This is a genomic window from Staphylococcus sp. EG-SA-2, assembly GCF_017152085.1.
Genome location: NZ_JACYHC010000814.1, coordinates 1 through 1252 on the forward strand (window position 1 = coordinate 1; position 1252 = coordinate 1252).

Consider the following 1252-nt stretch of genomic DNA (forward strand, 5'->3'; position numbering starts at 1 on the left):
TAATGTTATATAGTAGGGATTGGGACAGAAATGTTATTTTCACAAAATTCATTTCGTTGACCCACTTCCTGCTTTTTCTTTATTAATGACCTACTACGTCAATGCCAAATTTTAATATAATTCCTCTTTTATTTTATAAATCAACAAATAAAAAAAGTATCGATAACCATATTTGGCACCGATACTTTAAAAATCATGTCCCCACAACATAATTTTTGATTAGTCACACTTCAATTAATTTATTTTATTTATTCATGATTGTTATTTGAGCTTGCTTCTAACTTTTGAGCTGTAGCTTTTGCTTTTTTATTACTTTGTAAAAATAAACATAAAATTAAAGCGATGATGCTAAATATCGTTGCAACTATAAATGCATCATTAATACCTTCAACTGTTGCTAGTTTATTTACAAATTGTAATAACACTTTCATTGCGCCTTCTTGACCACCATATTGCGATGCTAATTCACGCATATGATCTTGTACAACAGGATTCGTTTTATCTAACTCTTCCCCAAAAGCTGATAAATGTTGTGTTGTTTGTGTTGTCATAACAGTAACTAAGATTGCTGTACCTATAGAGCCTGCTAATTGACGCATCGTATTTAAGAAAGCATTACCATGAGAGGCAAGTCGTCCCGGTAACGCATTAATAGCTGCAGTTACCATTGGCATCATTATAAATGCCATACCAAATGAACGAAGTACATAGATACCCATGATTGTCATATATGGTGTATCCATATTTAATTTAGTTAATTCCCATGTTGCATAAGTCATGACAGCAATACCAAAGATAGCTAATGGTTTTAAACCAATAGTATCTAACAATTTACCTGCAAATGGTCCAAGTAGACCCATAATTAGAGAACCAGGTAATAATAACAATCCGGAATCTAATGCTGAGAATCCGCGTAAATTTTGTAAATAAATCGGTAATAAAATCATACCACCATATAAACTTAACATTACAACCATATTAATAATTGTTGTTAATGTAAATGTTGGGAATTTTAATACTTCTAAATTCAACATTGGTGATTTCATTCTTAATTCTCTTATTACAAATAGAATAATAAAGATAATACCAATCGCAAACATTGTTTCTATCTCAACAGAACCCCATCCTTTGTTCCCCGCTTCTGAAAAGCCGTATAACAAAGCACCAAAACCAATCGTACTAAAAATGATACCTGGGATATCAGCTTTAGGGTTTGTTGTATATTGATATAACTTAAACCATACAAAACCAA

At 31.4% G+C, this 1252-nt stretch carries 1 protein-coding gene; it reads right to left on the minus strand.

The features are described from left to right. Positions 1 to 248: 248 nt before the first annotated feature. Positions 249 to 1252, minus strand: a 1004-nt coding sequence (locus IDG60_RS14745) for an MFS transporter (protein WP_206160843.1), incomplete at its 5' end; no start/stop codon positions are given.